The organism is Acidovorax sp. LjRoot117 (genome assembly GCF_964252695.1).
Classification (GTDB): Bacteria; Pseudomonadota; Gammaproteobacteria; order Burkholderiales; family Burkholderiaceae_C; genus Acidovorax.
Window position 1 is genome coordinate 89,364 of record NZ_CAXUPO020000005.1, and the last position, 25,756, is coordinate 115,119.

Annotated in this window: 24 protein-coding genes; 12 read left to right on the top strand and 12 right to left on the bottom strand. The window is 68.8% G+C overall.

What is annotated here, in order from left to right:
* Positions 1 to 7: 7 nt before the first annotated feature.
* On the bottom strand, positions 8 to 598 hold the full coding sequence (locus ACSQ3D_RS15570) for an NAD(P)H-dependent oxidoreductase (RefSeq protein WP_436127519.1): 591 nt from the start codon (positions 596 to 598) through the stop codon (positions 8 to 10).
* A 509-nt stretch (positions 599 to 1,107) separates the two neighbouring features.
* Between ACSQ3D_RS15570 and ACSQ3D_RS15575 the strand changes: the two genes are divergently transcribed.
* From ACSQ3D_RS15575 to ACSQ3D_RS15590, 4 genes are all read left to right on the top strand, one after another.
* The gene (locus ACSQ3D_RS15575) at positions 1,108 to 1,620 is read left to right on the top strand and encodes an MgtC/SapB family protein (RefSeq protein ID WP_436127520.1); all 513 of its coding nucleotides are present in this window, start codon (positions 1,108 to 1,110) and stop codon (positions 1,618 to 1,620) included.
* 257 nt (positions 1,621 to 1,877) lie between these two features.
* A complete protein-coding gene (locus tag ACSQ3D_RS15580) occupies positions 1,878 to 2,822 on the top strand; it encodes a DMT family transporter (protein ID WP_436127521.1) in 945 nt (314 codons plus the stop codon).
* A gap of 134 nt (positions 2,823 to 2,956) precedes the next feature.
* Positions 2,957 to 3,184 (top strand): hypothetical protein, encoded by a 228-nt coding sequence (locus tag ACSQ3D_RS15585; protein WP_056170078.1) that lies wholly within the window; start codon positions 2,957 to 2,959, stop codon positions 3,182 to 3,184.
* A gap of 144 nt (positions 3,185 to 3,328) precedes the next feature.
* Positions 3,329 to 3,868, top strand: a complete 540-nt coding sequence (locus ACSQ3D_RS15590) for a DUF924 family protein (protein ID WP_056170080.1) — start codon at positions 3,329 to 3,331, stop codon at positions 3,866 to 3,868.
* A 54-nt stretch (positions 3,869 to 3,922) separates the two neighbouring features.
* On the opposite strand, the gene ACSQ3D_RS15595 is transcribed toward ACSQ3D_RS15590, so the two are convergent.
* From ACSQ3D_RS15595 to ACSQ3D_RS15605, 3 genes are all read right to left on the bottom strand, one after another.
* Positions 3,923 to 4,699 (bottom strand): fumarylacetoacetate hydrolase family protein, encoded by a 777-nt coding sequence (locus ACSQ3D_RS15595; protein ID WP_436127522.1) that lies wholly within the window; start codon positions 4,697 to 4,699, stop codon positions 3,923 to 3,925.
* A 111-nt stretch (positions 4,700 to 4,810) separates the two neighbouring features.
* On the bottom strand, positions 4,811 to 5,788 hold the full coding sequence (locus ACSQ3D_RS15600) for a Bug family tripartite tricarboxylate transporter substrate binding protein (protein ID WP_056170712.1): 978 nt from the start codon (positions 5,786 to 5,788) through the stop codon (positions 4,811 to 4,813).
* A gap of 252 nt (positions 5,789 to 6,040) precedes the next feature.
* A complete protein-coding gene (locus ACSQ3D_RS15605) occupies positions 6,041 to 7,282 on the bottom strand; it encodes a pyridoxal-phosphate-dependent aminotransferase family protein (protein WP_396503995.1) in 1,242 nt (413 codons plus the stop codon).
* Between the two features lie 122 nt (positions 7,283 to 7,404).
* Here ACSQ3D_RS15605 and ACSQ3D_RS15610 point away from each other — a divergent pair, with 122 nt between their 5' ends.
* From ACSQ3D_RS15610 to ACSQ3D_RS15620, 3 genes are all read left to right on the top strand, one after another.
* Positions 7,405 to 8,100 (top strand): GntR family transcriptional regulator, encoded by a 696-nt coding sequence (locus tag ACSQ3D_RS15610; protein ID WP_056170086.1) that lies wholly within the window; start codon positions 7,405 to 7,407, stop codon positions 8,098 to 8,100.
* 12 nt (positions 8,101 to 8,112) lie between these two features.
* A complete protein-coding gene (locus tag ACSQ3D_RS15615; protein ID WP_436127523.1) occupies positions 8,113 to 11,157 on the top strand; it encodes an FAD-binding and (Fe-S)-binding domain-containing protein in 3,045 nt (1,014 codons plus the stop codon).
* Positions 11,158 to 11,267: 110 nt separating this feature from the next.
* Entirely contained in the window at positions 11,268 to 12,152 is an 885-nt protein-coding gene (locus ACSQ3D_RS15620; RefSeq protein ID WP_436127524.1) for a LysR substrate-binding domain-containing protein, read from the top strand.
* Positions 12,153 to 12,221: 69 nt separating this feature from the next.
* Here the strand turns inward: ACSQ3D_RS15620 and ACSQ3D_RS15625 are convergent, their stop codons facing one another.
* The 3 genes from ACSQ3D_RS15625 to ACSQ3D_RS15635 all read right to left on the bottom strand — a co-directional run bounded on the left by ACSQ3D_RS15625 (position 12,222) and on the right by ACSQ3D_RS15635 (position 14,143).
* Positions 12,222 to 12,626 (bottom strand): TerB family tellurite resistance protein, encoded by a 405-nt coding sequence (locus tag ACSQ3D_RS15625; RefSeq protein ID WP_436127525.1) that lies wholly within the window; start codon positions 12,624 to 12,626, stop codon positions 12,222 to 12,224.
* 87 nt (positions 12,627 to 12,713) lie between these two features.
* Positions 12,714 to 12,890 carry a hypothetical protein gene (locus ACSQ3D_RS15630; RefSeq protein WP_436127526.1) on the bottom strand — a complete coding sequence of 59 codons (177 nt, stop codon included), beginning with the start codon at positions 12,888 to 12,890 and terminating at the stop codon, positions 12,714 to 12,716.
* Between the two features lie 317 nt (positions 12,891 to 13,207).
* Complete coding sequence (locus ACSQ3D_RS15635) at positions 13,208 to 14,143, bottom strand: succinylglutamate desuccinylase (RefSeq protein ID WP_436127527.1); 936 nt, start codon at positions 14,141 to 14,143, stop codon at positions 13,208 to 13,210.
* A 188-nt stretch (positions 14,144 to 14,331) separates the two neighbouring features.
* Here ACSQ3D_RS15635 and ACSQ3D_RS15640 point away from each other — a divergent pair, with 188 nt between their 5' ends.
* Entirely contained in the window at positions 14,332 to 17,466 is a 3,135-nt protein-coding gene (locus ACSQ3D_RS15640; protein ID WP_436127528.1) for a WD40 repeat domain-containing protein, read from the top strand.
* A gap of 49 nt (positions 17,467 to 17,515) precedes the next feature.
* Here the strand turns inward: ACSQ3D_RS15640 and ACSQ3D_RS15645 are convergent, their stop codons facing one another.
* Positions 17,516 to 18,538: an OmpA family protein gene (locus tag ACSQ3D_RS15645; RefSeq protein ID WP_396503990.1), complete on the bottom strand. Its 1,023-nt coding sequence runs from the start codon at positions 18,536 to 18,538 to the stop codon at positions 17,516 to 17,518.
* Between the two features lie 210 nt (positions 18,539 to 18,748).
* Positions 18,749 to 19,213, bottom strand: a complete 465-nt coding sequence (gene soxR / locus ACSQ3D_RS15650) for a redox-sensitive transcriptional activator SoxR (RefSeq protein ID WP_436127529.1) — start codon at positions 19,211 to 19,213, stop codon at positions 18,749 to 18,751.
* A gap of 85 nt (positions 19,214 to 19,298) precedes the next feature.
* Here soxR and ACSQ3D_RS15655 point away from each other — a divergent pair, with 85 nt between their 5' ends.
* Complete coding sequence (locus ACSQ3D_RS15655; RefSeq protein WP_436127530.1) at positions 19,299 to 19,802, top strand: RidA family protein; 504 nt, start codon at positions 19,299 to 19,301, stop codon at positions 19,800 to 19,802.
* A gap of 99 nt (positions 19,803 to 19,901) precedes the next feature.
* Entirely contained in the window at positions 19,902 to 20,045 is a 144-nt protein-coding gene (locus tag ACSQ3D_RS15660; RefSeq protein WP_200912444.1) for a hypothetical protein, read from the top strand.
* A 110-nt stretch (positions 20,046 to 20,155) separates the two neighbouring features.
* On the opposite strand, the gene ACSQ3D_RS15665 is transcribed toward ACSQ3D_RS15660, so the two are convergent.
* From ACSQ3D_RS15665 to ylqF, 3 genes are all read right to left on the bottom strand, one after another.
* A complete protein-coding gene (locus ACSQ3D_RS15665) occupies positions 20,156 to 22,438 on the bottom strand; it encodes a putative bifunctional diguanylate cyclase/phosphodiesterase (RefSeq protein WP_436127531.1) in 2,283 nt (760 codons plus the stop codon).
* A gap of 214 nt (positions 22,439 to 22,652) precedes the next feature.
* Complete coding sequence (locus ACSQ3D_RS15670) at positions 22,653 to 23,660, bottom strand: Bug family tripartite tricarboxylate transporter substrate binding protein (protein WP_396503987.1); 1,008 nt, start codon at positions 23,658 to 23,660, stop codon at positions 22,653 to 22,655.
* A gap of 363 nt (positions 23,661 to 24,023) precedes the next feature.
* Complete coding sequence (gene ylqF, locus ACSQ3D_RS15675) at positions 24,024 to 24,992, bottom strand: ribosome biogenesis GTPase YlqF (RefSeq protein ID WP_396503986.1); 969 nt, start codon at positions 24,990 to 24,992, stop codon at positions 24,024 to 24,026.
* Between the two features lie 179 nt (positions 24,993 to 25,171).
* Here ylqF and ACSQ3D_RS15680 point away from each other — a divergent pair, with 179 nt between their 5' ends.
* Both ACSQ3D_RS15680 and ACSQ3D_RS15685 read left to right on the top strand, forming a co-directional pair.
* On the top strand, positions 25,172 to 25,423 hold the full coding sequence (locus ACSQ3D_RS15680; protein WP_056419210.1) for a hypothetical protein: 252 nt from the start codon (positions 25,172 to 25,174) through the stop codon (positions 25,421 to 25,423).
* A gap of 65 nt (positions 25,424 to 25,488) precedes the next feature.
* Positions 25,489 to 25,662, top strand: a complete 174-nt coding sequence (locus tag ACSQ3D_RS15685; protein WP_056419213.1) for an oxidoreductase-like domain-containing protein — start codon at positions 25,489 to 25,491, stop codon at positions 25,660 to 25,662.
* Positions 25,663 to 25,756 lie beyond the last annotated feature (94 nt).

Sequence of the window (25,756 nt, forward strand, 5' to 3'; positions counted from 1 at the left end):
GATGGCCCTACGCAGCCTTGGCACCCAGCGCGTGCATGCGCGCCTTCCACTTGGCCACACCGCCGTCGCCCAGTTGCTCCACGCTGCCCACCAGGGTTTCGTGCACGGGGGCGATGCCCACAAAGCCCAGGATGTTGCGCTCCAGCGACTTCACGCTGTGCGCCCGGAAGTACCAGCGGTACACCAGCGCCGGCATGCCCATGGTCACGACCACGCGCGCGCTGCGGCCGGTCAGCCCCTTGCGGCCGAACGGGTTGCTGCCCTCGGTGGTGAAAGCAAAGCCGGGCCGCGCCACTTGCTCCAGAAAGCCCTTGAGCAAGGCCGGCATGTCGCCCAGCCACAGCGGAAAGAAAAGGACGATGTGCTGCGCCCAGCCAATGTCTTCTTGCGCAGGCTTGAGCCGGGCCGGCAACAAGCCCAGCTCCCATTCGTGCTGGCTGCGCAGCAGGGCGAAGTCGATGGCGGCGACGTCGACCACCCGCACCGCGTGGCCGGCACCGGTGGCGCCTTGGGCGTACGCCTGCGCCAGGGCATGGCACAGATGGGGCGCGCTGGCGTCGGGGTGTCCCTGGATCAGGACGATGCGCTGCGGGGTCATGGTGAACTCCTCACCGGGCCGCGCCAGGCCCCAGGGGCGGCGGCCTGGGCAAACGGCGGCGTGGGGGGCCCACCGCGCATCGTGGCACGCAGCAGGGTGCCATGCAAGCGGTGCGACCCGAGCCTGGCGAACAAGGATGTAAGACCTGATGCGCGCGGTGTCCGAGCGTGATTGAAACGCTCCTTTTTTAATAGCTTCTGGCGCTTTACTGGCGAGCGGTAGAGGCATATTTTTGCCATTTTTTTGTTCAACACGGGCCTGCGTGACTGGCGGCGTCGGCTGTGTCCTACCCGCCGGGCGGTCGGTCGCCTGTAGACGGCTGCCGCGGCAAGGCGCACAGTGCGCGGACGGTGGCCCAGCCGGCGCCCTCATCCTTAACCCCTACCTACCCCAACCCTGCACCATGCATGCTCTTGCCAGCCCACCGTGTCCACTGACGTCGCTGCGTTCACCGTGCCCGTGCACGCAGTCGCCCGCCGCTCTGATCGCCGCGTCCAAGGACCACTCCCATGGCTGATATCTGGCACGAAATCACCAGCACGGTGGCGTCCGAGTTTTCGGACGTCACCGACGTGGGCCAGGCCACACGCATCGTCGTGCGCCTGACGATGGCCGGGGTGCTGGGCGGCCTGCTCGGGTGGGAACGCGAACACGCGGGCAAGGCGGCCGGCGTGCGCACCCACATGCTGGTGTCGATGGGCGCCGCGCTGTTCGTGCTGGTGGCCCAGCAGGCGGGCATCGAGCCGGCCGACAACAGCCGGGTGCTGCAGGGCATCATTGCGGGCGTGGGCTTTCTGGGCGCCGGCACCATCCTCAAGGGCGATGCCGAAAGCCAGGTCAAGGGGCTGACCACGGCGGCGGGCATCTGGCTCACCGCCGCCATCGGCGTGGCGGCCGGCCTCGGCCGCGAGACCACGGCCGCGCTGAGCACGCTGCTGGCGCTGCTGGTGCTGTGGGCCATGCCGATGCTGCACGACCGGATGGCGCGCACCGCCACACAACCCCGGCGCGAAGACGACTGAGCGCGCGGAACCCGCCACGCGGGCGGCTGCAGCGGCCCGCGCGTGCGCTACACTTTTTGGCCCTCCTCCACACGGGCCTTCGGCATGCGCAGACAGCACCCGCATGCCGCCGGCAGTCCCATGCACCGCCAACCAGCGCAGCGCGCACTTCCCCAAAGCCACACGGCAGCGATGCCCCATTCCACGCGCCCTGTGCGCGGAGATTCTCGGGCGCCTGAAGCGCCCTGCGCCGCCAGCAGCCACGGGGCGCTGTGCCCATGAGCCAGGCCCGCGAACCCGGCACGCTGCAAGCCCCTGCCGCCGACAACGCCGCCACCGCAGCGCAGGCCGAGGCCTCCGGCAACCTGCGCGGCATCATCGCCATGGTGTTGGCGGTGGGGTGCTTTTCGTTGATGGACGCGCTGCTCAAGACGCTGTCGGCCAGCTACCCCGCCATGCAGGTGGCGGCGCTGCGCGGCTGGGCGGCCTTGCCGCTGGTCGCCCTGTACGTGCTGTGGCGCGGCGAGGTGCGCGGGCTGCTCAAGGTGCGCTGGCCGCTGCACCTGCTGCGCGGCGTGCTCAACATCTCGATGCTGGGGCTGTTTGCCTACGCGCTCAAGGAGCTGGGCCTGGCCGAGGCCTACACGCTGTTCTTCATTGCGCCGCTGCTCATCACCGCGCTGTCGACCGTGGTGCTGCGCGAGAAGGTGCGCGCCGCGCACTGGGTGGCCATTGCGCTCGGCATGGTCGGCGTGCTGGTGGCGCTGCGGCCCAGCCAGGATGCGTTCTTCACGCTGGGGGCACTCGCAGTGCTGGGCGCCGCCTGCGGGTACGCCGTGTCGGCCATCACGGGGCGGGTGCTGACCCGCACCGACTCCAGCGCCAGCCTGGTGTTCTGGACCACCACGCTCCTGGCCCTGGGCGCGGGCGCACTGGCCTGGCCCGGCTGGGTGGGTGTGGACCGGGCGCACTGGCCGCTGGTGGCGGGCCTCGCCGTCACAGGCTTTCTGGGGCAACTGGCGATCACCGAGGCCTTCCGCCACGGGCAGGCGTCGGTGGTGGCGCCGTTCGAATACACGGCCCTGGCCTGGGGCATGGGCCTGGACTGGGTGCTGTGGCAGACGGTGCCGGGCTATTCCACGCTGCTGGGCGGCGCCATCATCATCGGCAGCGGGCTGTACCTGGTGCGGCAGGAGCGTACGCAGGCGGTGGTGCCGCCCTGACCGGCCAGCCACCCCACAGCACAACGCTGGAACGCGGCCCGCGCCCACGCAGGGCGCGGTCTTACAGCCACGCAGACCGCGTCGCAGTGCAATGGGCGATCAGCACTGCGGCACGCGCCGCGCAAGGAGATCGCATGACACAACACGCCACCATTGCAGGCCACGTCACCTACACCCCGGGCGACGGAGCACCGCTCACCATCCCCAAGGGCCCTGTGGAGCTTGAGCCCGCCAAGGACAGCACCACGCTGAGCTGGACCGCCGACAACGACGCCGTCGGCTCCGCCGCCATACCGCGCGACCAGTTCAACCAGTACGTGCGCGACGGCAAGATCCGGCTGGACAAGGACGCGCAAAAGTAAGAGGCTCGCCAGGGCGGGCTGCGGCAGGCCGCACTCACGCTGCGGTGGCGCCCCAAGGCGCGCCGCCGTGGGCTGCTTTTCACAGCCACGGTGGTCTGCTGAAGCAGCACCAACCGCCCTTTTCAACGACTAGCCTTTGCCCCTATGCCTTCAGAAAACATCCTGCGGTTCTGGTTCGAAGAACTCAGCCCAGCCCAGCACTTCGCGCAGGACGACAAGGTCGACGACCTGATCCGCACCCGCTTTGGCGCCACTTGGGAGGCCGCGCGACTGGGAGAACTCTGGACCTGGCGCGACAGCGCACGGGGCCGACTGGCGGAAATCCTGGTGCTGGACCAGTTCTCGCGCAACATCCACCGCGGCTCGGCCCTGGCGTTTGCGCAGGATGCCCAGGCCCTGACGCTGGCACAGGAGCTGGTGGCCAGCCGCCGCGATGCCGAGCTGCCCGTGGAGCAGCGCGCCTTTGCGTACATGCCCTACATGCACAGCGAATCACTCACCATCCACGCGCAGGCCATGGCTCTGTTCAGCCAGCCGGGGCTGGAGCACAACCTGCAGTTCGAGCAGCGCCACCAGGAAATCCTGGCGCGCTTTGGCCGCTACCCGCACCGCAACGCGGCGCTGGGCCGCAATTCAACGCCCCAGGAAACCGCCTTTCTGGCGCAGCCCGGCTCGTCGTTCTAGAGACCGCGGCACGGCCTGCACCAGCCAAGCCTGCGGGCCAGCGCCGGCGCGCAGCTACAGCTGGGCCGTGGCGCTGCCCACACCGTCGAAAGACACCACAACGCTGTCGCCGCGTTGGGCCTGCAGCAACCCCACCCAGGACCCCGTCGTCACCACCGTGCCCGCAGGCACGGTCGCGCCGCTGCGTGTCAGGTGGCGCAGCCACACCGGCAGCAGCCAGGCCGGATCGCCCAGCGGGTGCGTGCCCTGGCGCACCACCGGCGTTTGCGAGCCGATGCGCACCTCGCACGGCTGCGCGGCCCAGTCCCGCGCCGCGTAGGGAACCCACTCGCCCAGCACCAGCGCACCGTGCGACTGCAGGTCGGCCAGGCGCAGCAGCGCGGGCGCGTCGCCGCCTTCCTGCCAGCGCGAATCCACGATCTCGATCGACACGGCCATCGCATCGACCCATGGGCCCGCGGTGGCCGGCGTCATGGCCGCGGCTTGTTCGGGCGACACGGCCCGGCCCAGGCGCAGCGCGATCTCGGCCTCGATGCCCGGTGTGTGGAACCGCATGTCTGCATAGTCGGCCGGGCTGGTGCGCACGCCCGCGGGCGGCAGCGGCGCATGCGTGAGCACCGCCTGGCGGTGCGGCCCGCCGGACTTCCAGTGCTGCGCCGGGCCTGCCCGAAACCAGCCCATGCCCTGGGCCACCGCCTCCTGCGCCGCGTAGGCCGCAGCCGCATCGCCCAGTGCCCCGGCCCACGGCAGGGCGCTGGTGGTCTGGCCTGTTTGCCAGGCGGCGACCAGGGCGTGGGTCAATCCGCGGGTCGGGTCTTTGTCTGTCTGCATCTGATTCATCCCAGTATTTTGCAATCGCACGCAGCCTACAAAAAGCGCAGCCCAGGCCCGTGCCACCGTGCAAGGGACCGAGGCGCGAAGCGACTCAGGGGGTCACTTAACTTAACTCTCCACCTTCACATTGCCATCCTTCACCACCTTGCCCCACTTGGCAATCTCGGTGGCGATGAAATCCTTGAACTTGTCGCGGGTGCCGCCGCCATCCTCGGCGCCGTAGGTGTCCATGCGCTCCTGCACATCGGGCATGGCCAGCACGGTGTTCACGTCGTGGTTGATCTTGTCCGCGATACCGGGCGCCAGTTTGCCAGGGCCGACCAGGCCATACCAGGTCGTGGCCTCGAAACCCTCGAAGCCCTGTTCCTGCATGGTGGGCACGCCCGGGTGCCCCTTGGCGCGCTTGGTGCGCGTCTGCGCCACCGCCGCCACCTTGCCGCTTTTGACATGCGGCGTGGCCGAGGTCATGGTTTCAAAGCAATACTGGATCTGGTTGCCCATCAGGTCGGCCAGCGCGGGGCCGCTGCCCTTGTAGGGCACGTGCAAGGCATCCACACCCGCCTGCAGCTTGAACATCTCCAGCGCCAGGTGCTGCGCAGAGCCCGGGCCTGCGGAGCCAAAGGTCACCTTGCCCGGGTTGGCCTTGCACAGGGCCACCAGTTCCTTCACCGTGAGCGCCTTTTGCGCCGGGCCCGCGATCAGCAGGTTGGGCGTGACACCCACCATCACGATGGGCACGAAGTCCTTTTGCGGGTCGTAGCGCAGCTTGGGCTGCAGGCTGGGCGCGAGCGCATGGCTGTTGATGTGCGCCATCAGCAGCGTGCTGCCGTCGCTGGGCTGCTGCGCCACGTACTCGGCCGCCAGCACGCCGGCCACACCCGCCTTGTTCTCCACGATGACCGACTGCTTCCACAAGGTCGACAACTTGACCGCCACCACCCGCGCCAGCGCATCGGTGCCGCCGCCGGGCGGAAAGCCCACCACGATGCGCACCGGGCCGGTGGGCCACTCCTGCGCAAACAGGCGCGGGGCGCCGAGCGAGGCCGCCGCCGCGCCAGCGGACTGGATCAGGGAACGTCTTTTCATCATCGCTTGTCTCCTTCGTGGGCCCTGGTCGGTGCGGGCCGGGTTGAATGAACTCAGCAAAGCCAAGGCCCCTGCGGCGCGCGTGCAGTGCACGGCGGGCGGTGGGGACTGGAAAACACGGGATCGGTCGATGCGCTGCGGCCTCGGCAGGCCGCCAGCGGGAGCGGAAAATGCGCACATTCAAAAGCCGGCGCCTCCCGCAGGCGCCGGCCGGTCCATCTGTCAGAACAAGGCCGAGCGAAAGCCGCAGGCTCAGGCAGCCTTCTTCAACGCTGCAGGCGCCGCGTGGCTGGCGAAGTAGTCCATGCTGGCCTGCACGCCGCTGCCGGCCAAGGCCACGCCCGAGAGCTTGAGCCCCATCTCCACGCCCGCCACCATGGCGATCAGCGTGAGGTCGTTGCTGTCGCCCAGGTGCCCCATGCGGAACATGCGCCCCTTGAGCTTGCCCAGGCCCGTGCCCAACGACAAATCGAACCGCTGGTGGATGAGCCTGCGCAGGGCATCGGCATCCACACCCTCGGGCGTGATCACGCCGGTGAGCACGGGCGAATACACCGCCGGGTCGGCGCACTGGATGGGCAGGCCCCAGGCATTGACGGCGGCGCGCACGCCCGCGCCCCAGCGCTGGTGGCGCGCGAAGACGTTGGGCAGGCCCTCGGCCAGCAGCATGTCCAGCGCCTCGGACAGGCCGTACAGCAGGTTGGTGTTGGGCGTGTAGGGCCAGTAGCCGTCCTTGTTCATCTCCACGATCTCGTCCCAGGCCCAGAAGGCACGGGGCAGCGTGGCTTTCTTCGCGGCTTCGAGCGCACGCGGCGACAGCGCGTTGAAGCTGATGCCCGGCGGCAGCATCAGGCCCTTTTGCGACCCGCTGATGGTCACGTCCACGCCCCACTCGTCGTGGCGGAAGTCGGCGCTGGCCAGGCCGGAGATGCTGTCCACCATCAGCAGCGCGGGGTGGCCCGCCGCGTCGATGGCCTTGCGCACCGACGCGATGTCGGAGGTCACGCCCGTGGAGGTCTCGTTGTGCACCACGCACACCGCCTTGATCCTGCGCTCGGTGTCCTTGCGCAGGCGCGCCTCGATCAGGTCGGCCTGCACACCCCGGCGCCAGCCGCCGGCCAGGGGCAGGTGCTCGTCCTTGCCCTCCCAGGCCAGGAACTCGGTGGAGATGCCCAGGCGCGTGGCCATCTTCTGCCACAGCGACGCGAAGTGCCCGGTCTCGAACATCAGCACGTGGTCGCCCGCGCTCAGGGTGTTGGCGAGGGCCGCTTCCCAGGCGCCGGTGCCCGATGCGGGGTAGATCGCCACCGGGTGGCGGGTCTGGAAGATCTTCTGGATGCCCGAGAGCACCTTGAGTCCCAACGCACCGAACTCCGGCCCCCGGTGGTCGATGGTGGGCAGGCTCATCGCCCGCAGAATGCGGTCTGGCACCGGGCTCGGGCCCGGAATCTGCAGGAAGTGGCGGCCCGTAGGGTGAAAGTCGAGTTGCAGCATGGAGCGTCCTTTCTTTTTTCAGTTTTGCATGCAAAAACTGCGATTGCATGCGGGTATACCCTCAATCAACAGGATTGTTCGGGTAATTTTTTGCATGCAAAATTCAAATCACCAATCACACCATGGCTGAAATTATTGAAATCTCCCGCCTCGCGCTGCACGACCAGGTCGCTGCGCGCCTGCGCACCATGCTGGTGGAGGGCCACATTGCGCCCGGCGCCAAGCTCAACGAGCGCGAACTGAGCGAGCAGTTGCGCGTGTCGCGGACCCCGCTGCGCGAGGCCATCAAGCTCTTGGGCGCCGAAGGCCTGGTGGACCTGCTGCCCAACCGCGGCGCGGTCGCGGTCAAGCTGACCGAGGCCGACGTGGTCAATACCTTCGAGGTGCTGGCCACGCTCGAAGGCATGTCGGGTGAACTGGCGGCCCAGCGCATCGGCGACGCCGAGCTGGCCGAGCTGCGGGCCCTGCACTACGAAATGATGGCCTGCTTCGCGCGGCGCGACCTGTCGGGCTACTACCGCATCAACGCCAGCATCCACACCGCCATCAACGAGGCGGCGAACAACCCGGTGCTCACGGCCACCTACCGCTCCATCAACGCCCGCGTGCAGTCGCTGCGCTTTCGCACCAACCAGAACGAGGCCAAGTGGAAGCTGGCCGTGGCCGAGCACGAACAGATGATCGAAGCCCTGGCCGCGCACGACGCCGAAGCCATGCGCCGCGTGCTGGTGGCCCACGTGCAGCGCAAGCGCGACACCGTGCTGGAGCTGCTGCGCGCGGGCGAGATCTATCCCCTGAGACGCCAAGCCCCCACCTAGGACTACCCTTCCATGCGCATCGAACCCGCCAGCACCCTGCAGCCAGCCGGTACCACCCTGCCCCCCAACGAGACCTGCGAGGCGCTGGCGCGGCGCCTGGCGGCGGAGACCGAGGGCGAGGTGCTGTTCGATGCCGGCTCGCGCGGGCGCTACGCGACCGATGCCTCCATCTACCAGATCATGCCGGCCGGCGTGCTGGTGCCGCGCACCGAGCGCGACATCGCGGTGGCCATCGACATTGCGCGCGACCTGAAGGTGCCCGTACTGCCGCGCGGCGGCGGCACCAGCCAGTGCGGCCAGACCACGGGCGCGGCGCTGGTGATCGACAACACCAAGCACTTCCGCAAGGTGCTGGCGCTGGACGCCGAGGCCCGCACGGTGACGGTGGAACCCGGCATCGTGCTCGACCACCTCAACGCACAGCTCAAGCCCCACGGCCTGTGGTACCCGGTGGATGTGTCCACCAGCGCCCAGGCCACGCTGGGCGGCATGGCGGGCAACAACTCCTGCGGCTCGCGCTCCATTGCGTACGGCAACATGGTGCACAACGTGCTGGGCGCGAGCGCCTGGCTGAGCGATGGTGAGCTGGTGGACTTTGGCCCGCTGGCCACGCTGGGCCCGCGCGCCAGCGCCATTGCGCAGCATGTGCACGCCCTGGCCCAGCAGCACCGCAGCGAGATCGCCGAGCGCTGGCCCAAGGTGATGCGCCGCGTGGCGGGCTACAACCTCGACATCTTCGACAACCAGAGCGAAAAACCCTACACCGCCGACGGCAGCGTGAACCTGGCGCACCTGCTCATCGGCTCCGAAGGCACGCTGGCCTATACGCGCAGCCTGACCCTGAAGCTCAGCGAGCTGCCGCGCGCCAAGGTGCTGGGCATCGTCAACTTCCCGAGCTTTCACAAGGCCATGGACTCGGCCCAGCACATTGTCAAGCTCGGCCCCACGGCGGTGGAGCTGGTGGACTGCACCATGATCGAGCTGGCGCTGGCCAACCCGGCCTTTCGCCCCACGGTGGAGACGGCCCTCATCGGCAAGCCTGAGGCCATCTTGCTCGTGGAGTTCTCGGGCACAGACAAGGCCGCCCTGCTGCCGCAACTGCGCCAGTTGGTGGAGCTGATGGGCGACCTGGGCATGCCCGGCAGCGTGGTCGAGATGCCTGACGAGGCGCCGCAGAAGAACCTGTGGGAGGTGCGCAAGGCGGGCCTGAACATCATGATGAGCCTCAAGGGCGACGGCAAGCCCGTGAGCTTCATCGAAGACTGCGCCGTGCCACTCGAACACCTGGCCGAGTACACCGACGGCCTGACCGAAGTGTTCGCCAAATACGGCAGCCGCGGCACCTGGTACGCGCATGCCTCGGTGGGCACGCTGCACGTGCGTCCCATCCTCGACATGCGCACCGATGGCGCCGCCAAGATGCGCGCCATTGCCGAGGAGGCCAGCGCCCTGGTGCGCAAGTACAAGGGCGCCTTCAGCGGCGAGCATGGCGACGGCCTGTGCCGCGGCGAGTGGATCGAATGGCAGTTCGGCCCGGCGATCAACGAGGCGTTCCGCGCCATCAAGAACCACCTGGACCCGATCGGCCTGTACAACCCCGGCAAGATCATCGACCCGCCCAAGATGGACGATGGCGCGCTGTTCCGCTTTGCACCGCCCACGGCGCCCAAGCCCTACAAGCGCATCCCCCTCACGCCTGTGCTCGACTGGTCGGCCTGGAACGTGCAGGCCGACCCGGTGACCGAGGTGACTACCGCCCCCGGCACCGGCGGCGACGTGACCGGCGGCTTCGCCAAGGCCGTGGAGATGTGCAACAACAATGGCCACTGCCGCAAGTTCGACGCCGGCACCATGTGCCCCAGCTACCGCGTGACACGCGACGAGCAGCACCTGACCCGCGGCCGCGCCAACACCCTGCGCCTGGCCGTGTCGGGCCAGCTCGGGCCCGACGCCTTCACCAGCGAGGCGATGCACGACACCATGGACCTGTGCGTGGGCTGCAAGGGCTGCAAGCGCGACTGCCCCACGGGCGTGGACATGGCCAAGATGAAGGTCGAGTTCCTGGCCCACTACAAGCGCCGCCACGGCCACACCCTGAAGGACAGGCTGGTGGCCCACCTGCCAGGCTACGCGCGCACGGCCAGCCACTTCGCCTGGCTGCTCAACCTGCGCAACACCGTGCCCGGTGCCGCCTGGCTGGGCGAAAAGCTGCTGGGCTTTTCCGCCAAACGCTCGCTGCCCGCATGGCGCAGCGACACCTTCTGGCGCAGCCACGACAAGGCGCTGTTCAGCAGCCGGGCCGACACCATCGCCTCCGCCCAGGCTGGCCGCAAAACAGCCGTGCTGTTCGTGGACACCTTCAACGGCACTTTCGAGAGCGAGAACGCCCTGGCCGCCGCGCGCGTGCTGCATGCGGCTGGGTATGTGCTGCACACCGTGGAGAAGGCCGGCGGCCACCACTGCTGCGGCCGCACGTACCTGGCCACCGGCATGGTCGACGAAGCCAAGGCGCGCGCCGGTGCGCTCATCGACGCCCTGCTCCCCCTGGCCCAGGCCGGCATCGACATCGTGGGCCTGGAGCCCTCATGCCTGCTCACCCTGCGCGACGAGGCCCTGGTAATGGGCCTGGGCGACAAGGCCGTGACGGTGTCCCAACAGGCCCTGCTGTTTGAAGAATTCCTCGCCCGCGAAGCCAAGGCAGGGCGCTTCGCCCCATCCCTCCAGCCCGCAGGCCGACCCATCCTGCTGCACGGCCACTGCCACCAGAAGGCCTTCGGCGCCGTGCCCCCCATCCTGGAGGTGCTGCGCCTGATTCCCGACGCCAAGCCCGAGCTCATCGAAAGCTCCTGCTGCGGCATGGCCGGCAGCTTTGGCTACGAGGCATCGCACTACGAGGTCTCGATGCAGATGGCCGAAGCCGCGCTGCTGCCCGCCGTGCGCAAGAACCCCGATGCGATCGTGGTGGCGGACGGTACCAGTTGCCGGCACCAGATCGCGGATGGCGCGCAGCGCGAGGCGGTGCATGTGGCGCGGCTGCTGGACCGGCTGCTGACGTAGAACGTGGTGGCGCAGCCCCGGCTGCGAGCGTGACAGTCAGCAAAAGCCGAACGCATGGACATTCGGCCGGGTCGCACCTAGTATTCGGTTTTTTCGAACCGATGACTCCCATGCTGAACTACCGCCACCTCTACTACTTCTGGATGGTTGCCAAGGAAGGCGGCTTTGCCCGCGCCGCAGACCGGCTGGAGATGGCGGTGCAGACCATCAGCGCCCAGGTGCGCGATCTGGAGAAGTCCCTGGGTCACCAATTGCTCAAGCCGTCCGGGCGCGGTGTTGCGCTGACCGAGGCGGGCCAGGCGGCCTATGCGCGGGCCGAAGAAATCTTTCAGTTGGGCCAGAGCATTCCGGACGAGGTGCGCGAAGCCGCCAGTGCCAAGGTGGCACGGCTGTCAGTGGGGCTGTCGGACGGCATCTCCAAGCTGGCGGCGCATGCCTTGCTGGAGCCGGTGCTGGGCACACCCCACCTGCGCCTGGTGTGCCACGAAGGGGAGTTCGACGAGCTGCTGTCGGAGCTGGCCCTGCACCAGCTCGATGTGGTGCTGGCCGGGCAGGCGGCGCCGCGCAACCCGAACCAGCGCCTGTCCAGCGAACGCATCGCGCGCTCTGCCCTGCAGTGGTACGGGCCGGCGTCGCTGGTGCGCAAATCTGCGCGCGACCACTTTCCGCAGTCGCTGCAGGACCTGCCGGTGCTGCTGCCCACCGCCCATTCGCCGCTGCGCGCCACGCTGGACCACTGGTTCGAGGACATCGGTGTGCGGCCCCGTATCGTGGGCGAGTTCGAGGACAGCGCCTTGCTGGCCGTGTTCGCCGCCCGGGGGCTGGGCGTGTTTCCGGTCAGCCAGCTGGGGGCGCAGGATGTGGGGCTGGTGCGGGGCTTGCGCATGCTGGGCGACTGGCCCGGCATCAGCGAAGAGGTGCATGCCATCTGGTCGCGCCGCGGGCAGCACCACCCGCTGGTTCGGCAGATGGTGGACTCTGCGCGCAGCGCTTAGCGGGTGCATGACGCCAGCGGCGGGGGCCATCGACAGGCCGCTGCAGCGCGCCCCACGCATGCGTCAGCCTCAGCCCTGCGCTGGCAGCTTGCTGACACGCCACTGTGTCAGCGCCGCCCGCATGATCCAGGCTTCTTCTGCGGCCACGTGGCTGTCCGCCATGGCGGCGGCGTCGGCAAAGTACAGCACCTTGTGCTGGAGGTCCGGCTCCGTCACCTCCGCCATGACGGCGTCCAGCGTGGCCTGGTCGATACTGCCGGTGAGCACGCGGCGCTCGTGTGCGACCATCAGCAGGTCTTCGCATAGGGTGTTGAGCACCTGGCCGAATCCGCCGGGTGCCAAGCCGATTTGCCGCTCGATGTCCTGGCCGTACAGGGCCTCCAGCTCCTGGCGGCTGACGTTGCCGTCGGATATCAGCAGCAGGGCAACGATACGGGCTGCTGCTTCGGGGCTGTTGTGGGAATAGCTGCGCATGGTTCTTCCTTGTCGATGGGGTGGTTGTTCAGGACGCATGGGGTCATGCCAGATGGCATGGCGAAGGCGGGCCGCAGGCCCGCCGCTTCAATCGCGGTAGCGGTAGCGGCGGCGCGCGTTGTCACGCTGGGATGCAGGGACCCGCGAGGGGACCCGTGCCGGTGCACGCAATGCACCGTACCGTTGCGACCATTGCCAGACCCGTTGCAGTACCTGGGCGCGCAGCGCATTCAGCAGTGAATGGACGAACATCAATCGCTTCATGGGTACCTTGTCATGGTTGAACAAGGCTTGAATGTGCGGCTGCAGGCACGATTCAAGAAGCAGGTTTTTTATGAGTCATGCATCGGTGGAACCGAACCTGACCTCAATGCCGGACTTTGGCGGCATCCGCCGACGGACGCTTCAAAGGCGGCCTGCAGAGCCGTGTGGCCGCGCGCAGCCCACGGCCCGTGCCCCAGCGCGCAAGCCCCTGTCGGCGAGACGGCACGCCGATAGATTGCATGCCTGTGCCGCCCCAACGCCAGACAGCACAGGAGGCACAGGCAGACCGCTGCGTGGACAGCGCTGGCAGCGCGCCCTCAGATCGGCCGTGTCAGGTAGACGGCCTCGCGCCCCACGATGGGCTCGCGCGTGGGCATCAGCACCGTGCAGTCGTCGCACAGCGCGCGAATCTCGTGCGGGCCGTCGGTCGCGATGAGTTCATCCTTGGCAAACACTTCAAAGCCCTGGATGGGACGCGCAAAGCGAAAGTCGGGCGTGCGCACCATGCAGGTCTCCAGCAGCTCGTAGCGGCGCTGGGGGCCGGGCGCCGGGCGTCCCGCACGCGCATCGATGAGGCCGAAGTGGGCCAGGAAATCGAGCGCTACCGCCGTGGCCATGTCGGCCGCGGACTGCAGGAAGTGCTGTCCGCATTCGACCACCAGGGCCACGCCCTGGCTGTCGGCCTGGCCGTGGAGACCATGCTGGATGAGTGGCGTGCCCGAGCCCAGGCCGCTGGGCATGACCAGGTGCACCGGCGGGCGGCCGATGGACAACGCCACATCGGCATTGCGCTGGTAGGCCGGGTAGACCCAGAAGGGCTCCACGTCCTGGCTGGTGGAGTGGATGTCGAGAATGTGGTCGGCCGCGGCCACTACAGGGCGCAGGGCGCGGGCGCGCAGCAGTTCGGGGCTCTCGGCCGTGCCGTCGAGCTCGGCGGCGGACCAGATGCGGTTGAGGTTGTGCACCAGCTGGCGGCTCTCGAACGGGCGGGCGCGGTCGAACGACTCGTACGCCGCCACGTTGGCAAAGCTGATGGTGAGCGTGCCGATGCGGGGGCGCACGCCGCTGTCGAGCAGGTGCGTGGCCGCCACCATGCCGCAGATCTCGTTGCCGTGGGTCAGTGCGTTGATCAGCACGTGGGGACCGGGCTGGCCGGATTCGAAACGGTGCACGTAGTCGATACCGACATTGCCCTGGCGGTAGGCCGACAGGTCGCGCGGCAGGACTTCAAAGGCGGGAGGATTTTGGCTCATGGGGTGGTGATGCTAAGACGACACATGATTGTGTCCCCAATGGGCGGAAAGCGCACGCGGCCGCGTCAAAGACCGCGAGCGAAGAGCGCCAGCACCGGCCGTCGGCTGCCGCCGCGGCGGGCGATGGAGCGATGTACCATGCCCGCCAGTTCCTGGTACCGGTCTGACGCCCTCCCTCGCCTATGCCCATGCCCATTGCCCGAATTTGCCCGCTGGCCGACGTGGCCATCCATTTGCCCGCCGACAGCTCTATCAGCGAGCGCCTCCAGCACGAGCCCGGCGAGCTGGACCAGGAGCTGGTGCTCTATCTGCGGGGCGATGTGACGGTACCGGAGCTGCACCTGAACGCTGCGCTCGACGGCAACCACCCACTGCACGCACTGCTTGCAGGCGCAGCGCAGGTGGGCGAGACGCCGTACCTCGTGCTCATCGACGGCAGCCTGCAGATCGACGGCGCCCTCACGGCCGAGGACGATGGCGACGCAGCGCACCTGGTGGTCCTGGGCAGCGCGCACCTGCGCAACGCGGTGCTGGCCGGGTCGCTGCTGTACGTGCGTGATGCCCTGGCGGTGGACGACCTGCTGTGGGGCGACGGCAGCAGCGGCGCGCTGCAGGCGCCCGGTGGCCTGCAGGCGCGTGTGGGGCTGTTCACCGACGATTTCACGGTGCAGGTGCAGGGCCCCGAGCAGGTGGAGTTTCTGATGGACGAAGTGCGCAGCGTGGCGCACCGCGCAGAGTTTGGTAGCGAGATCGTGGGGGCTATCTTCCCCGACGAGTTCCACGATGGCATCGACGCCGGCGAAGACGGCCTGCACCACATGCTCGACCGCGACCGCGTTCTGGCTGCCGTGCGCGCAGGCGACAGCGCCACCCGCACGAGCGAGGAGATCAACGCCCAGTGGCCCGTGGCCCAGGACCTGTGCGCGGACGATGCCATCAGCGTGGAGAACATCCTGGCGGTGGTCCGCACCCCGGTGATTGCGCACAAGGAGCACAAGGCCTACGGCTGGTACCAGCAGACCGACTTCTCGGTGTGCCAGCGGCATGTGGACGACGATGGCGACCAGCGTGACGACAACGTGTTCATCACCGTCTGGAAGACCTGGGACTTCTACCTGTCGGTAGACATGGTGCGCAGCCCGCAAGGCCTGCTGCCTCGGCTCGCAGCCGCCGTGCTGCGCCGGCCCGTCACCACGACGCCCGTGCTGATGCTGGTGTACCGCCCCTACACCGACGGCGAGGCCGGCGAATGGCAAGCGCTGGCGCCCGACTCTGCCCCCGAGGCCTGGGCCGCCTGCCAGACCGCCTGGCGCGGCGTGCTCGACTACGTGCGCAAGGCCGTGGGCCAGCACCGGGCGCGCTACCCGCTCTACCAGCGGCTGCGGGCCGACCTGACCGCCCGGCAGATCGAGGACTTCACCAGCCTGCCCGTGTTCACCGAGCGCTACAACGACTGGTGGGACAGCGACAAGAACGGCCACTGGCAGGGCGAGGTGTGGGTGGGCGCGCGCCAGCCCTGCATGCACGACGGCGAGCCGTGGGGACGGGCGCTCAAGTTCAGCTGGGAGAACGGCAGCCCCGCCCCCGGGGACGACGACGACAACGCCCACAGCGTCTACCAGATCGATGTGGACGAAGCCCGCGAGGGGCCTGCGCTGGTCGAGTTCACCCACGCACAGCGCCAGAACGAAGCACGCGTGGCCTTGCCGCGCGGCGCTGCCGACCACTTGGCGCGCCTGCTGCGCTTTTACCGGCTGGTGCAGGCCCGGCTGCGCGAAGAGCATGAGCGCGAGCAGGCCCGCGAAGCCGAAGCGCGCCGCATCGAGGCTGCGGTGTACTTGCTGGCGCTGCCGCCGCTGGCGCCCGACGTGCCGGACGCTGGGGTGTTCCCGGTGGAGCTGATGACTTTGTCTGAACAATGGCAGGCCGACGGACAGGCCTACGTGGCGGCGATCCGGGCCCATCAGTTGGCCATGGATGCGAAGGCGCAGCGGTCTGGCGATGAGGACGGCACAGCGGAAGTGGCAGGCAGCGACGGCGAGCCCAGTGGACAAGAACCGCAGGACGATGAAGAAGCCCTGCCCTCCGACCCGCGCAAGGAGGCCGCACCCACGGTGCTGCAGCTCGCACGCGTGGTCCACGCCCAGGCCGACGAAGACCTGGGGGACCGGTTCCGCCAGCGCTTCGCGTTTGCGCCGGACGCCTACGTCCGGCGCGCCGCCAAAGCCGGCCGGTTCATCGGACCGGTGATCGCCCTGGAAGACGGCCGGGTGCTGGCGCGCATCGGCCCGGCGTATGACGATGCCGCGCACTGGGTGGCGCTGCACGGCGTGGGCCACACGCCGCTGGCGTCGCTGCGGGGCCTGGGCCGGTCCCATGACCGGCAGGTCTTTGCGCAGAGCGACGGCCAGCAGGTCACCACGCACCGCGGCTTCGAAGGCCCGGTGATCGCGCGCTTTGACCTGCCCCGTGGCAACGAGGGGCTGCCGCCCGAAGTGGCCGTGACGGCAGGGCCACTGGGGCAGCGCTGCGATGAGCTCATTCCCTTCAACGACGGCCAGCGCGTGCTGCTGCTCAACCCCACCGGGGTGTACCTGCTGACCGCGGGGAGCAGCCGCACGGGCGTGCAGCGCCTGCACCCGCAGACCTTCGAGGAAGACGGCCCCTACACCTGGCCCAAGAATCAGATGGACGACGAGGTGGGTGGCAACACCATCACCACGCTGGCGCTGGACATGCTGCACATGGCACTGTCGCGCGATGAGCGCCACATCGCGGTGGGCGACCAGGACAGCCGCCACATCCTGCTCGACGCGCAAGGGACGGTGGTGGCGGAATACGACACGTTGTCGTCCTATCCGCACCACGCCGCCTTCTCGCACGACAGCACGCGCCTGTTCGCCAATTCGTGCCACCTGTACTGGGGCAGCACGCTGTCGGTGCCCATAGCCCCGGTGGCTGCGCAGTCGCCACAGGCTTCAGGGCCGGATCAGGCGGAGACCCCGCCGCTGGACGAGAGCTGCCGCGTGTACGCCTCGGTCACCGAACCCGGACTGGTGATCCTGGGCGACGCCGACGGCTATCTGCACGCCATCGGCGACGACGGCCGCCCGCTGTGGCGCCACCACATCGGCAGCACCATCAGCGGCATCGACATTTCTCCCGACGGCAACACGCTGTGGGCCGCCAGCTACGGCGGCTACCTGGCCAGGCTGGAACGCAGCGAGGCGGGCATGGACCCGTACGCCATCGGCACATCGCGGTATGTGGAAACCAGCCGCTGGATCTTCTGGAGCGACGAGGCCGGACCCCTGCGCTGGTAGCCCGGCCCCAGGAAGGCGTGCTGCGAGCGTGGGGGCCGCAGCAGGCCCCTCACTGCAGCACCAGCTCCACGCGGCGGTTCTTGGCCCGGCCGTCTTCGGTGGCGTTGTTGGCCACGGGTGCCAGCGAGGCCACGCCGTTGCCCACCAGCCGGTTGCCGGCAATGCCGTAGTCCTTGGCCAGCACGGCGGCCACCGCGTCGGCCCGGCGCTTGGACAGGGCCAGGTTGCTGTCGAATCCGCCCACGCTGTCCGTGTGGCCCACCACGTGCAGCTTGACGGCCGGCTCGGCTTTCAAGAAGGCGGCGATCTGGTCCAGCGAGGGCTTGGACTCGGGCTTCACGTCCGCCTTGCCGGTATCGAACAGGATGCCGTAGATGGCGACCTTGCCATTGGCGGTGATGGACTTGCCGATGTCGGACGCGCTGACCACCACCATGTTCTGCTCCATGGCCTTGGTCTCGAGGATGTCCACCGCGATGTACGCGCCCTGCTTGGACTTGTACGTCGCGTCTTCCTTGGGCCAGTCGATGGCCACCAGGCGCACCGTGGTGCTGCCTTTCTGGAAGGTTCCGGTGCGCACGGTCCCGGCATCGGCCGCGTACATCACGTATTCGCTGCGGTTGTTCTTGATGGAGTCGCGCTGGCCGCTGCTGAAATTGGCCAGGAAGTTGGTGTAGTTGCCGGCTGCGCTGTCGCGCGTGGAGTCGTACAGCGCGGTGAAGCCGTTGGCCGTGAGGTCGTTGGCGTAGTTGCGGTACAGCTCCAGCGACCGCGTGGCGCCCGGCGCCTCGTACCACAGGCGGGTGAGCTTGCCCTCCAGCGCCAACGGCGGCTTCACGTATTGCCGCTTGTTGGTCTGCAGGTCGAACTCCTTGAAGGTGGAGGTCTGGAACTCCACCGCTTCAAAATTGCGCACCTCGTAGCCGACGATGGTGCTGCCGCCGAACCGCTTCACGGCCGGGTGGTCCTTGGCGCCAGCGAGGTCCTGGGCGCTGGCCGGCAGGTGGCTGGCCACGGCCAGGAACCCGAGGCACAGCGATGCGCCCCATTGACGAAACAGCCGCATGGTCATGAACATTCTCCGGTTGGAACTGGCGTGGGCCCTGTGGCGCCCTCTTGCGCCCTTTAGCGCCCTCTAGCGCCCTCGTGCGCCCGGCGGGGTGCTGCGCCGCGTCGGCGGGGCCCGGCCATCATAGGGGAGCCCCTGGCAGCGCGCCATGCCGAGAATGTGCAGAGGCCCCCGGCAGCGGCGTTTGCGCGCAAAAGTTCACGCTCGGCGGCATTAAAAATGCGGGCCGGGCCCTTCCTTGGCGAGCGTGTCCTGCGCATTGCGCAGCGGGCAGACCTTGAGCGACAGGCACCCGCAGCCGATGCAGCCGTCCAGCTGGTCGCGCAGGGCGGTGAGCGTGCGGATGCGTTCGTCCAGGTCCTCGCGCCAGCGCTGCGACAGCCGGCGCCAGTCGGCCACCGTGGGTGTGCGGCCCGCGGGCAGGGCCTGCAGCGCCTCGCCGATGGCCGCCAGCGGCACGCCCATGCGCTGGGCTACCTTGATCACCGCGACACGGCGCAGCACCGAGCGTGGGTAGCGCCTCTGGTTGCCCGCGCTACGCAGGCTGGCGATGAGGCCCCGCGCCTCGTAGAAATGCAGCGCCGACACGGCCAGGCCGCTGCGGCGGGCGACCTCGCCCACCGACAGGTCGGCCGCCATGTCCAGCGGTGTGTCGCCCAGGGCGTCTTCGTGTTTCATGCGATCGCTTTCTGCAGGTGCTTGACCTCAACATAACTTCAGGTTTGATACTAGCAGCTCTTGCCACTCCCGCTCAGGACCCGCCATGCCGCCCATCGCCTCGCACCTCGCCAAAGTCCCTGCTGATCAGCTCATCCATATCAACCCGGACGGCCTGTACGACCCCGCGCCCAACGGCTATTCGCACCTGGTCGTGGCGCCGCTGCACGGCCGCACGGTGTACCTGGCGGGCCAGGGCGGCGAGAACGCGGCGGGCGAGCTGCCGGCGGGTTTCGCGGCGCAGCTGGATCAGGCGCTGCGCAACATGCGCACCGCGCTGGCTGCGGCGGGCGCCACGGTACACGACGTCGTGCGGCTGACCCTGCTGGTGGTGGACCGCACCGAAGAGCGCCTGGCGCTGTGGACCCGGGCGGCGCGCGGCGTGTGGAAAGACGCCCCCACGCCCGCCTGCACGCTGATACCCGTGCCGCGCCTTGCGCTCGACGGCATGCTGGTGGAAGTGGAAGCGACTGCCGTGGTGACAGTGACGGCTGTGACCACAGGCACAGCAGCCATGGCAGCCACGGCTGCGGCAACCCGGCAGAACTGAGGTCCGTGGAGGATTGCGGCCCGCTGCCTCCAGACCGCCCCGGTTGTGGCGTACCATCGCGCGCAGTGGTCGCATACCGAGACCCAAACAGGAGGACCCATGGCCAAAGGCGAACAGCGCAGCAACAAGATGGCAAAGAAGCCCAAGAAGGACACGTCGATTCCCAAGGAGTCGCACGGGTCCGACCGCCCGATGCCCCCCGTGACGGCAGTGATGCCCCGCGGCAAGGACAAGAACAAGTAAGTAGCAAGCGGCCGTCCCGCGCTGCGGGACCGGACACACGACGGCCCCCAGTGCCTTGGAACCTTTGAGCAGGTTCCAAGGCACTGGGGGCCGTTTGCCATGCGGCGTCGTCAGGCCGCGTTGCCCGGCGGCAGGCGGGCCAGCCAGTCTTGCTGCGGCTCGGGCCGGCCAAACAGGTAGCCCTGGTAGACGATGTCGGGCGCGCGCTGGCGCAGGAAGTCGGCCTGGTCGCGGGTCTCCACGCCCTCGGCCACCACACGCAGGCCGAAGTGGCGCGCCACCGACAAAATACCCTCGACCAGCACGCCATCGTCGGCATTGGTGGGCGCCTCGTGCACGAACGAACGGTCGATCTTGAGCTCCTGGATGGGCAGCCGCTTGAGGTAGGCCAGCGACGAGTAGCCCGTGCCGAAGTCGTCCAGCGAGAACTCCACGCCGAGCGCAGCCAGTTCGCGCATCTTGGCCACGGCCTCGTCGAAGTCGTCGATGACGAGGCCTTCGGTCACTTCCAGCGTGAGCAGCGACGGGTCCGCGCCCGAAGTGGCCAGGATGTCGCGCAGCTGCGGGATGAACCCGGCCTGGCGGAACTGCCGCGCACTGAGGTTCACCGACAGGCGCAAGCGCCGCTCCTGCATCGCAGGCTGGGCCAGCAGCGCGCAGGCGTGGGTGAGCACCCAGGTGCCCAGCCCCACGATCAGGTCGGACTCTTCCGCGATGGAGATGAAGGCCGCGGGCGACAGCAGGCCGTCGCGCGGATGCTGCCAGCGCACCAGCACCTCGGCCCCGGTCAGCCGGCCCTGCGCATCCACCTGCGACTGCAGGAACAGGCGCAGCTCATCGGCCGCAATGGCCTGGCGCAGCGACCGCTCCACCTGGAACCGTTGCTCCGCCGCCTCGCCCATGCCTTGTTCGAAAAAGGCGGATCGCCCGCCCCCTGCCTGCTTGGCGCGGTGCAGCGCCGTGCCCGCGCGGCGCATGGCCTCGTGGGGCGAGTCGGCGGCGGTTTGGGGGTACAGGGTGATGCCGATGCTGGCCCCGAGCTGCGCCTCTTCGGCGCAGCCTTCGAGCCGCATGGGCTGCAGCAGCAGGGCCTGCAACTGTTCGGCAAAGGCCAGCGCGCGGCGGCTGGCCTGTGGCGGCAGCAGGCCCAGGTCGTGCAGCACGATGGCGAATTCATCGCCGGCCACGCGCACCAGCAGGCCGTGCGCGGGCAGCATCTGCGACAGGCGCAGCGCCACGGCGCACAGCAGGCGGTCCCCCATTTCGCTGCCGCGCGCATCGTTGAAGATGGTGAAGCGGTCCAGGTCCAGCAGCACCAGCACATGCAGCGGCTGCGACCCCACACCGCCGCGCCAGCGCAGTGCGGTGAGGCGCTCGACCAGCATGGTGCGGTTGGGCAGGCTGGTCAGGGCGTCGAAATGCGCCAGGCGGTGGATCTCGGCGGCCGCGCGGCGCCGCTCGGTGACGTCCTGCTTGATCTCCACATAGTGGCTGATGTGGCCGTCGGGCTGGCGGATGGGGGCCACCACCACGGCCTCGACGATTTCGGCGCCGTCCTTGCGGCGGTTGACCTGCTCGCCCACCCAGTTCTCGCCGCGTGCCAGGGTGTCGCGCAGGCTCACCCACTGCACCAGCGTCATGCCGTTGTTCGACACGTACGACGAGGACTGGCCGATGACCTCGTCCTGTGCGTAGCCGGTGCGGGCCAGGAAGGCCGCGTTGACGTATTCGATGCGGCCTTCGAGGTCGGTGATGGCGATGCTCTCGGGGCTTTGCTCCACGGCGCGCAGCAGCTTGCGCAGCTCTGCGTCCCGCGTGGCCAGGCTGGAGGCCGTCTGCTGCGCCTCGCGCACGCGGCGCAGGTAGCTGCGGCGCGACAGCAGCGTGGCGGCGGCCGTCACTGCCAGCACGCCGCTGAGGTAGGCCACGTACGCGGCCAGGTTGCCGTAGCGGGCCGGGGGCATGTAGTTGTTGAGGTCGGCCCACACGAACACGATGAACAGCAGGCCCGTGGCCCCCGTGAGCCACAGGGTGTAGCGCGCCCCCAGCACCCAGCCGGCGACCACGATGATGACCGGGAAGTTCAGCAGGCTGGGCCCGCGCAGGCCGCCGTTGCTGGCCGACAGCGCCGCCACCACGGCCCATACGCCCCACACCAGCACCAGGCCCGCCTGGTGCCAGCGCCGCAGATGGCCCAGCAGCACAGCCACCGCGCCCATGACGCCCACGCCCAGGTTCAGCAGCACGCGGGCCCAGGGCAAGGGCTCGTCGAGCAGCAGCAGCGCGGCGATCATGGTGCCTGTGATGGCGACCGTCCACGAGCCGGCCCGCACCAGCTGCTGGCTGGTGACGTCGTCGTGGGCGCGGGTGGAGGAATGGGCGGCGGGGGGCATGGTCAATACAGTGACAACCTGTGCGGCATGGTAACGCTATCCATGGGCCGCAACGAGTCAGCCACCGCCGTCAGATTTGAGAGGTACCGCGTCGGCCTCCCTGGGCCCGCACGCCTCCGCCGCGTCATGCGCCCGTGCGGCACGGCCGCACTGCGGCAAGGGAAAACCCTTGATGCACCAGGCACCACGGGGCCTTGAAACACATTCCAGGGCGCTACGGGGGCGTCTGAACGCCCGCCACCTTCACCACCCGGCGCCAGCGCTCGATTTCCTTGCGGATGAAGTCGGTGTAGTCCGCAGACCGCGAGACCACCACCACCAGGCCCTGCGCCTCCAGTTGCTTGCGGGTCTCGGACGCCTTGAAGGCGTTTTCCATTTCTTTCTCGAGCCGCGCCACCACGGCGGCAGGCGTGCCCGTGGGGGCCGAGATGCCCACCCACGACACGGCCTTGAACCCCGGGTAGCCCACCTCCGAGATGCTGGGCACGTCGGGCAATTGCGGGTTCCTGAACAGGCTGGTGACCGCCAGGGCACGCAGCTTTCCGCTGCGCACATGGGGGGCCACGGCGTCGAGGTTGGTGAACATCATGCCGGCCTTGTTGTCCATCACCGCGTCCAGCGCGGGCTTGGCCCCGGTGAACGGCACCCCGGTGAGTCCCAGCGTCGTGCAGTTGCGGCTGCCCGAAGCTCCGCCCACGCAGGTGCTGATGGTTTGCTTGAGGAGTTCCATCGCCAGGTGCCCCGACGAGGCATGCACCTGCGCGTAGGTCAGCTTGCCCGGCTGGGCCTTGCCGACCGCAATCAGCTCCTGCAGCGACTTGAGCGGCGAGGCGGCGCCCACCACCAGCACGTTGGGGCCTTCGGACAGCTGGGAGATGTGCACGAAGTCCTTGAGGGAGTCGTAGTCGAGCTGCGGGTTCAGCGCGTGGCTGATGGCATTGGTCCCGACGCCGGACAACACCAGGGTGTACCCATCGGGCGTGGCGCCGGCGGCGGCCTTGGTGCCTTTGGCGTCGGTGTTCTCCACCTGCACCGGCTGGCCCAGCTTTTGCCCCAGCTCCTTGGCCATCAACCGGCCAAGCTGGTCGCTGCTGCCGCCGGCCGGAAAGGGAATGATCAGGCGCAAAGGCTTGGTGGGCCAGTTCTCCTGCGCCAGGGCCGGCGCCGAAAAACACAGGGACAAAGCGGCTGCCACGCACGCCACGGCACTCGAAGTTCGCATGAAAAAATCCCGGTCGTTGTTATCGTCACCGCGGCCGCATGGCCTGCGGGTCGGCGGTGCACACCGCTGCGGCACCGGCGCGTGGCGCCCCTGGTCCTCAGCGCAGGAGTCAGGGCATCACGCGGCGGGCGAGCAGATGTACGATGTCATATCTCATGACCAACGACCAGCAGGTTTTCCCTATATCGGCTGGTGCGGGAGTGAATGCAGAGGTTCAGGGGTGGAGAGGACAAGCACCGCCCTGCCCTGGCTCACCACCGGTTTGACCGGCCTTGGGCGGCTGAGGCAGCTGCCCCGTGGAAGTCCTGCGGACCGGCCCCATCCGCTACAGGGCCTTCGCAGCCTCTGCGCGGTGCAACCGCTTCAAGGTGCATCGCCCGAAGACGGCTCGCGCACGCCCGAGCCTTTGCCCTTGGCCTTGGCACGCGCGTCCTTCTTGGCCTGGCGCTTGGCATCTTCCGCCAAGCCCGCGGCGCGCCAGGCCTCGAACTCGTCGGGCGTCTCCAGCGTGATGCGGCCCAGGATGGCGGTGCGGAAGTCGGTCATCACGATCTCGGCGGTCTTTTGCAGGTTCACGCGGCCCCCGCCCAGCATCGCGCCGCGCTTTCGGCCGATGGCTTCGAGCAGCTCGTCGTCCTGCATCGTGGCCATGGTGCCGGCGGGCAGCCCGAGCTTGTAGCGCGCCTCCAGCAGCGGCGCGTAGTGTGTCTGCAGGCGGCGCAGCAGCTCCAGCGCCACCAGTTCCTCGTCGTAGGCATTGCGGCCCACGGCGCCGCTGGCGGCCAGGTTGTAGCCGCTCTCGGGCACGATGATGCGCGGCCACAGCATGCCCGGGGTGTCCCACAGGTAGAAGTCGTCGGCCAGCGTGATGCGCTGCTCGATCTTGGTGATGCCGGCCTCGTCGCCCGTCTTGGCCTGGCGCTTGTTGGACAGCGTGTTGATGAGCGTGGATTTGCCCACGTTCGGCACGCCGCAGATCAGCACCCGCATGGGCTTGGCCATGCCGCCGCGGTTGGGGGACAGCAGGTGGCAGGCATCGATGAGCTTGCGCGCGGGGGCTGGATCGGACGCATCGAGCGGCACGGCGCGCGTGTCGCTCTGGGCGTTGTACCAGTCCACCCACAGCGGGGTGCGCGCCGGGTCGGCCACGTCCTGCTTGTTGAGCACCTTGACCGTGGGCTTGTGGCCGGTGAGCTCGGCCAGCAGCGGGTTGCTGCTGGAGCCCGGCAGGCGCGCGTCCAGCACCTCGATCACCACATCGATGTCCTTGATGCGCTCGGTGATGGCTTTCTTGGTCAGGTGCATGTGACCGGGGAACCACTGGATGGCCATGCGGGTTTCTTTCTTCTCTGGGGTTGTCTGTCAGTGCAGCGGGGGCGATTGCCCGGGGCTGCCACTGGGGAATTGTCGGGCCGCGCCGGGGCGGTCTGCGCCCTGCCCACGCGGTGGGCGCCAGGCGCCAAGGATAATCGCGGTCTTTCCTGCTTCTGGCCGCCGCGCTTTTGACCACCATGTCCGCCCCCACACCCGCTCCCCGCAAAGCCCCCGTCAGCAAGGCCGACAAGGAAGTGCTGTTCAAGGGCGTGACCTGCGCCCTGATCGGCCTGGTGATCCTGCTCGCGCCCTATGTGGCCCGCGCCAGCAGCGTGCGCGACCTGATGTCCCAGGCGTCGCTGGTGGGCTGGTTCGCCTTGGTGCTGGGACTGGCGTTCATCGCGCAGTACGGCCTGCGCCGGGCCAAGGCCAGCCGCCACCGGCCGTGACGCAGCGCATCACCCCGCCGGCCGCCCTGCCCGCCCGTGCGGTGGACGGCGCCTCTGCCCAGGCCATGTTCCAGGCGCTGCAGGAGCAGGCCCAGTCTGCCGGCATCACCCTGCGCAACCCGCCGCCGGAGCCCACGACCTGCTGCGGCCGGGGCTGCAACGGTTGCGTGTGGGAGGGGTTTCTGGAAGCCGCCGAGTACTGGCGGCAGGAGGCGCTGCTGCAGCTGCCGGGTGGATGAACCGATGGACCGGTGGGGTGGATGCGATGGGGCGGATACAAAGGTTTTGAGCCCCTGCCGCTTGCTGGACGGGCGCCAGCAGCTATCGATTCAG

Bases quoted from the DNA above. Each gene is read 5' to 3' on its own strand.
- ACSQ3D_RS15570 (WP_436127519.1), bottom strand. From the start codon at position 598: ATGACCCCGCAGCGCATCGTCCTGATCCAGGGACACCCCGACGCCAGC.
- ACSQ3D_RS15575 (WP_436127520.1), top strand. From the start codon at position 1,108: ATGGCTGATATCTGGCACGAAATCACCAGCACGGTGGCGTCCGAGTTT.
- ACSQ3D_RS15580 (WP_436127521.1), top strand. From the start codon at position 1,878: ATGAGCCAGGCCCGCGAACCCGGCACGCTGCAAGCCCCTGCCGCCGAC.
- ACSQ3D_RS15585 (WP_056170078.1), top strand. From the start codon at position 2,957: ATGACACAACACGCCACCATTGCAGGCCACGTCACCTACACCCCGGGC.
- ACSQ3D_RS15590 (WP_056170080.1), top strand. From the start codon at position 3,329: ATGCCTTCAGAAAACATCCTGCGGTTCTGGTTCGAAGAACTCAGCCCA.
- ACSQ3D_RS15595 (WP_436127522.1), bottom strand. From the start codon at position 4,699: ATGCAGACAGACAAAGACCCGACCCGCGGATTGACCCACGCCCTGGTC.
- ACSQ3D_RS15600 (WP_056170712.1), bottom strand. From the start codon at position 5,788: ATGAAAAGACGTTCCCTGATCCAGTCCGCTGGCGCGGCGGCGGCCTCG.
- ACSQ3D_RS15605 (WP_396503995.1), bottom strand. From the start codon at position 7,282: ATGCTGCAACTCGACTTTCACCCTACGGGCCGCCACTTCCTGCAGATT.
- ACSQ3D_RS15610 (WP_056170086.1), top strand. From the start codon at position 7,405: ATGGCTGAAATTATTGAAATCTCCCGCCTCGCGCTGCACGACCAGGTC.
- ACSQ3D_RS15615 (WP_436127523.1), top strand. From the start codon at position 8,113: ATGCGCATCGAACCCGCCAGCACCCTGCAGCCAGCCGGTACCACCCTG.
- ACSQ3D_RS15620 (WP_436127524.1), top strand. From the start codon at position 11,268: ATGCTGAACTACCGCCACCTCTACTACTTCTGGATGGTTGCCAAGGAA.
- ACSQ3D_RS15625 (WP_436127525.1), bottom strand. From the start codon at position 12,626: ATGCGCAGCTATTCCCACAACAGCCCCGAAGCAGCAGCCCGTATCGTT.
- ACSQ3D_RS15630 (WP_436127526.1), bottom strand. From the start codon at position 12,890: ATGAAGCGATTGATGTTCGTCCATTCACTGCTGAATGCGCTGCGCGCC.
- ACSQ3D_RS15635 (WP_436127527.1), bottom strand. From the start codon at position 14,143: ATGAGCCAAAATCCTCCCGCCTTTGAAGTCCTGCCGCGCGACCTGTCG.
- ACSQ3D_RS15640 (WP_436127528.1), top strand. From the start codon at position 14,332: ATGCCCATTGCCCGAATTTGCCCGCTGGCCGACGTGGCCATCCATTTG.
- ACSQ3D_RS15645 (WP_396503990.1), bottom strand. From the start codon at position 18,538: ATGACCATGCGGCTGTTTCGTCAATGGGGCGCATCGCTGTGCCTCGGG.
- soxR (WP_436127529.1), bottom strand. From the start codon at position 19,213: ATGAAACACGAAGACGCCCTGGGCGACACACCGCTGGACATGGCGGCC.
- ACSQ3D_RS15655 (WP_436127530.1), top strand. From the start codon at position 19,299: ATGCCGCCCATCGCCTCGCACCTCGCCAAAGTCCCTGCTGATCAGCTC.
- ACSQ3D_RS15660 (WP_200912444.1), top strand. From the start codon at position 19,902: ATGGCCAAAGGCGAACAGCGCAGCAACAAGATGGCAAAGAAGCCCAAG.
- ACSQ3D_RS15665 (WP_436127531.1), bottom strand. From the start codon at position 22,438: ATGCCCCCCGCCGCCCATTCCTCCACCCGCGCCCACGACGACGTCACC.
- ACSQ3D_RS15670 (WP_396503987.1), bottom strand. From the start codon at position 23,660: ATGCGAACTTCGAGTGCCGTGGCGTGCGTGGCAGCCGCTTTGTCCCTG.
- ylqF (WP_396503986.1), bottom strand. From the start codon at position 24,992: ATGGCCATCCAGTGGTTCCCCGGTCACATGCACCTGACCAAGAAAGCC.
- ACSQ3D_RS15680 (WP_056419210.1), top strand. From the start codon at position 25,172: ATGTCCGCCCCCACACCCGCTCCCCGCAAAGCCCCCGTCAGCAAGGCC.
- ACSQ3D_RS15685 (WP_056419213.1), top strand. From the start codon at position 25,489: ATGTTCCAGGCGCTGCAGGAGCAGGCCCAGTCTGCCGGCATCACCCTG.